Raw genomic sequence first — 4,515 nt, 5'->3', positions numbered from 1 at the left:
GTGCGGCGGGCACGCGCGCGTGGTCCCACAGGACCGCGTCCGTCGTGCCGATCAGCTGCCAACCACCGGGCGAGGCGCGCGGATACACGCCGGTGTACGGGCCCGCCAGGCCCACGGCACCGGCGTGGGCGGCCGTGCGCGGGGTGGCCCGGCGCGGGACGTCGTAGCGGGCCGGGAGGCCGGTGAGATAGCCGAAGCCGGGGGCGAAGCCGCAGAAGGCGACGCGGAACTCGGTGGCCGCGTGGATGCGGCCCACCTCCTCCTCGGGGACGCCCCACAGGGCGGCGACGTCGGCGAGGTCCGGGCCGTCGTAGCGCACCGGGAGTTCGATCACCTCACCCGTGCGTGGGGGAGCGGGGGGCAGTTCGGAGGTGGTCAGTTCGGAGGCCAGCCGGGCCGGGTCGGCGAGGCCGTCCAGGAGGACCGTGCGGGCGGCCGGGACGATCTCGCGGACGGTGAGCGCGCCCTCCGCGCGGCGGCGCAGCAGTTCCGCGTGGACGGCCTCGGCCTCCTCCCCTGAGGCGACCTCGACGAGCAGTGCGTCGTCCCCGACACGCAGGGCCCTCATGCGAAGGCCTCCACCAGGACACCCGACTCCAGGAGCCGTTCGCGGACCCTGCGGGCCAGTTCGACCGCGCCGGGCGTGTCCCCGTGCAGGCACAGGGAGCGGGCCCGCACCTCGATGCGCGTCCCGGAGAGCGCCTCGACCGTCCCGGAGCGGGCCAGGCTGAGCGAGCGCTCCACGACGGCCTCGGGGTCGGTGATCACCGCGCCGTCCCGGCCGCGCGGCACGAGCGTGCCCTCGTCGGTGTAGGCGCGGTCCGCGAACGCCTCCGGGACGGCCGGCAGGCCCGCCTTCCCGGCCAGGTCGAGGACGACCGAGCCGGGCAGCCCGAGCACGGGCAGCGAGGCGTCGGCCAGGAGCACGCCCTCGATCACCGCGGCGGCCTGCTCCGGGTCGTGCACGACCCGGTTGTAGAGCGCGCCGTGCGGCTTGACGTAGGACACGCGCGTGCCCGCCGCCCGGGCGAACACTTCCAAGGCGCCGATCTGGTACGCCACTTCGGCCGCCAGTTCGGCGGACGGCACATCCATCGCGCGCCGTCCGAAGCCCGCCAGATCCCGGTAGGACACCTGGGCGCCGACCCGCACCCCGCGCTCGGCCGCCAGCTCGCACACCCGCCGCATGGTGACCGCGTCCCCGGCGTGGAAACCGCAGGCCACGTTGGCGCTGGTGACGACGGACAGCAGCTGTTCGTCGTCGGTGAGATGCCAGCGGCCGAAGCCCTCACCGAGGTCGGCGTTCAGATCGATCATCATCTCTCCTGGTCAGGCGACGCGGTACTGCTCGTCGCGGGCGTCGGTGACGAACATCTGGCCCGGTGCGTGGGTGAGGGCGAACGGCGGGCGGGACGCCATCACCGCGGCCTGCGGGGTCACTCCGCAGGCCCAGAACACCGGGATGTCGTCCGGCGCGGCGTCCACCGGATCACCGAAGTCCGGGCGGCCGAGGTCCTCGATGCCGAGTCCCGAGGGATCGCCGCAGTGTACGGGGCTGCCGTGCACCGCCGGGAGCAGCGCGGTCACCCGGATCGCCGTCGCCAGGTGCTCCGGCGGCACCGGGCGCATCGACACGACCATCGGGCCGTGCAGCCGCCCCGCCGGGCGGCACGGGCGGCCGGTCACGTACATCGGGACGTTGCGGCCCTGCTCGATGTGCCGGATCGGGACGCCCGCCTCGCTCAGCGACCACTCGAAAGTGAAGCTGCAGCCGATCAGGAACGACACCAGGTCGTCGCGCCAGTACGCACGTACGTCCGTCGGCTCGTCCACCAACTCGCCGTCCCGCCACACCCGGTAGCGCGGCAGATCGGTGCGCAGATCCGCGCCGTCGGCCAGCACCGTCCGCCAGGAGCCGGCGTCCGTGACGTCGAGCACCGGACACGGCTTCGGGTTGCGCTGGCAGAACAGCAGCATGTCGTACGCCCAGTCGGCGGGCACCGAGATCAGGTTGACCTGGGTGTGGCCCGCCGCGATCCCGGCCGTCGGCCCCGTCAGCCCGGCCCGGAAGCGCGCCCGGGCGGTACGCGGGCTCCACGCGTGCGCGTGCTCGTCGACGAGGGTCAGGGGACGGTCCTCCGTGCGGTTCACGCCAGTTCCTTTCCGCGGGTCTCCGGCAGTCCCAGGAGCGCCAGCGCCGCGATGCCGTAACCGATGGCCCCGAAGACGAGCGCTCCGCCCACACCCCAACTGTCGGCCAGGAAGCCGACCAGCGTCGGGAAGACGGCGCCGACCGCGCGGCCGGTGTTGTACGTGAAGCCCTGTCCCGTGCCGCGCAGCGCCGTCGGGTACAGCTCGCTCAGGTACGAGCCGAAGCCGCTGAAGATCGCCGACATGCAGAACCCGAGCGGGAAACCGAGCACCAGGAGAAGGGTGTTGGCGCCGTCGGGAATGTGTGTGTACACCAGGATGCAGATCGCCGAGAGCAGGGCGAAGAGCCAGATGTTGCGTTTGCGGCCCAGCACGTCGGTGAGGTAGCCGCCGGTCAGGTAGCCCAGGAAGGCGCCGGAGATCAGGAAGGTCAGATAGCCGCCGGTGCCGACGACCGACAGGCCGCGCTCCGTCTTGAGGTACGTCGGCACCCAGGTGGCGAGGGTGTAGTAGCCGCCCTGGACGCCTGTGGAGAGCAGGCCCGCGAAGACCGTCGTGCGCAGCAGGCCCGGGGACTCGGCCGTGGCCGGCTTGAAGATCGCCGCGAACGAACCCTTCTGGGTGTTCTGTTCGCGCACGGCCGTCGCCTCGGGGGCGTCGTGCACCCGGCGGCGCATCCAGAGCACCAGCAGCGCGGGCAGCGCGCCGGTCCAGAACATCACCCGCCAGGCCATGTCGTCGCCGAGGAAGGAGAAGACCAGCGTGTAGACGACCGCCGCCAGCGCCCAGCCCACCGCCCAGGAGCTCTGGACCGCGCCGAGCGTACGGCCGCGGTGCTTGGCGCTCGCGTACTCGGCGACCAGGATCGCGCCGACCGCCCACTCGCCGCCGAAACCGAGGCCCTGGAGGGCGCGGAACACCAGCAGGGTCTCGTAGTTGGGCGCGAAGCCGCAGGCCACCGTGAAGACGGCGTAGGTGATCACCGTGATCATCAGGGCCTTGACCCGGCCTACCCGGTCGGCGAAGACCCCTGCCACGGCGCCCCCGACCGCGGAGACGACCAGGGTGACCGTGGTGAACAGGCCGGTCTGGCCACTGTCCAGGCCGAAGTACGCGGCCAGCGCGACCATGCTCAGCGGCAGCGTGAAGTAGTCGTAGGAGTCCAGCGCGTAGCCGCCGAACGCGCCGGCGAAGGCCCGGCGGCCGTTCGGACCGAGTGCGCGCAGCCAGGCCAACGCACCGTCGTCGGCGGTCAGTTCATCCGCGTCGGGCTGCGTTCCGCTGTTCAGGGCCTGAGGTGGAGGGGTCGTGCTCATGGGCACCTCGCAGAGGGAGGACGGAGGGTGCTGGGACCGAGCCGGGCCGTGCGGAGGCCGTCGGCGCCGGGGTGAGCGGGTGACGCCGTGTCGAGAAAGGTAGAGGATCGTTGAACGATCCTTCAAGAGGCATGTTGTTTCGTTCTTGTATCTGCGGTTGAATTCCGGGCATGGCAGATCAGCTGGCGGGACTGGCCGACGACCGCGCCCTCCTGGGCCGTACGAGCACCGCCGAACGCGTCTCGGACATCCTCAGGAGCCGCATCGCCGAGGGCTATTTCCCGCCGGGGGCCCGGCTCTCGGAGGACAGCATCGGCGGGGCGCTCGGTGTGTCGCGCAACACACTCCGCGAGGCGTTCCGGCTGCTCACCCATGAGCGTCTGCTCGTCCACGAGTTGAACCGGGGCGTCTTCGTCAGGGTCCTGAGCGTCGAGGACGTCGAGGACATCTACCGCACCCGCCGCCTCGTCGAGTGCGCTGTCGTACGAGGGCTGGGCGAGCCTCCGTACGCCCTCGAACGGCTCGCCGCGGCCGTGACCGAGGGGCAGTCGGCGTCCGTCGAGGATGACTGGAAAGGAGTGGGTACGGCCAATATCCACTTCCACCGGGAACTGGTCGCCCTCGCCGGCAGCGCCCGCACCGACGAGCTGATGCGCAGCGTCTTCGCCGAACTCCGGCTCGCCTTCCACCTCGTGGACGACCCGAAGGCGCTCCACGAGCCGTACCTCCAGCGCAACCACCTGATCCTCCAGGCACTTCAGGAGGACGACGCCGCCGAGGCCGAGAGACTGCTCGCGGTCTATCTCGACGACTCGCTCGAACGGGTCGTCGAGGCGTACCGGCGGCAGGTCGGCGAGGACGGTACGCCCCTCGGCTGAACCCCCGCACGCGGCTGTGGCGGTAGTCGCTTCTGCGTCGTTTGGGTCGTTGTCAGACCGAGGACCTAGTCTGTGCAGCGTGACTTCGCCTGCATCGACGGACAGCGTTCCGCCCCAGTTCAGCGCGGGGCCGCGCCCCGCCCCGGGCCCGGCCGCCGACGAGGGACTGG

Annotated in this window: 5 protein-coding genes; 1 reads left to right on the top strand and 4 read right to left on the bottom strand. The window is 71.8% G+C overall.

Features of this window, described 5'->3' with window-relative positions:
• The 4 genes from R6V09_RS46730 to R6V09_RS46715 all read right to left on the bottom strand — a co-directional run.
• The coding region (locus R6V09_RS46730) for a 5-oxoprolinase subunit B family protein (RefSeq protein WP_317887544.1) at positions 1–568 on the bottom strand (568 nt) is incomplete at its 3' end.
• Positions 565–1,317 (bottom strand): LamB/YcsF family protein, encoded by a 753-nt coding sequence (locus R6V09_RS46725; RefSeq protein ID WP_317887545.1) that lies wholly within the window; start codon positions 1,315–1,317, stop codon positions 565–567. The genes R6V09_RS46725 and R6V09_RS46730, both read right to left, overlap by 4 nt.
• Before the next feature lie 12 nt (positions 1,318–1,329).
• Positions 1,330–2,151, bottom strand: coding sequence for a putative hydro-lyase (locus R6V09_RS46720; RefSeq protein WP_317887543.1), 822 nt, complete (start codon positions 2,149–2,151; stop codon positions 1,330–1,332).
• On the bottom strand, positions 2,148–3,467 hold the full coding sequence (locus R6V09_RS46715) for an MFS transporter (protein WP_317887542.1): 1,320 nt from the start codon (positions 3,465–3,467) through the stop codon (positions 2,148–2,150). Before R6V09_RS46715 ends, R6V09_RS46720 begins: the two co-directional genes overlap by 4 nt.
• Positions 3,468–3,637: 170 nt before the next feature.
• Between R6V09_RS46715 and R6V09_RS46710 the strand changes: the two genes are divergently transcribed.
• Positions 3,638–4,345, top strand: a complete 708-nt coding sequence (locus tag R6V09_RS46710) for a GntR family transcriptional regulator (RefSeq protein ID WP_317887541.1) — start codon at positions 3,638–3,640, stop codon at positions 4,343–4,345.
• Positions 4,346–4,515 lie beyond the last annotated feature (170 nt).

Origin of the sequence: Streptomyces sp. W16, assembly GCF_033194735.1 — a bacterium.
Taxonomy (GTDB): domain Bacteria; phylum Actinomycetota; class Actinomycetes; order Streptomycetales; family Streptomycetaceae; genus Streptomyces.
This window is presented reverse-complemented; position numbering and strand designations above follow the sequence as displayed.

Bases quoted from the DNA above. Each gene is read 5' to 3' on its own strand.
- R6V09_RS46725 (WP_317887545.1), bottom strand. From the start codon at position 1,317: ATGATCGATCTGAACGCCGACCTCGGTGAGGGCTTCGGCCGCTGGCAT.
- R6V09_RS46715 (WP_317887542.1), bottom strand. From the start codon at position 3,467: ATGAGCACGACCCCTCCACCTCAGGCCCTGAACAGCGGAACGCAGCCC.
- R6V09_RS46710 (WP_317887541.1), top strand. From the start codon at position 3,638: ATGGCAGATCAGCTGGCGGGACTGGCCGACGACCGCGCCCTCCTGGGC.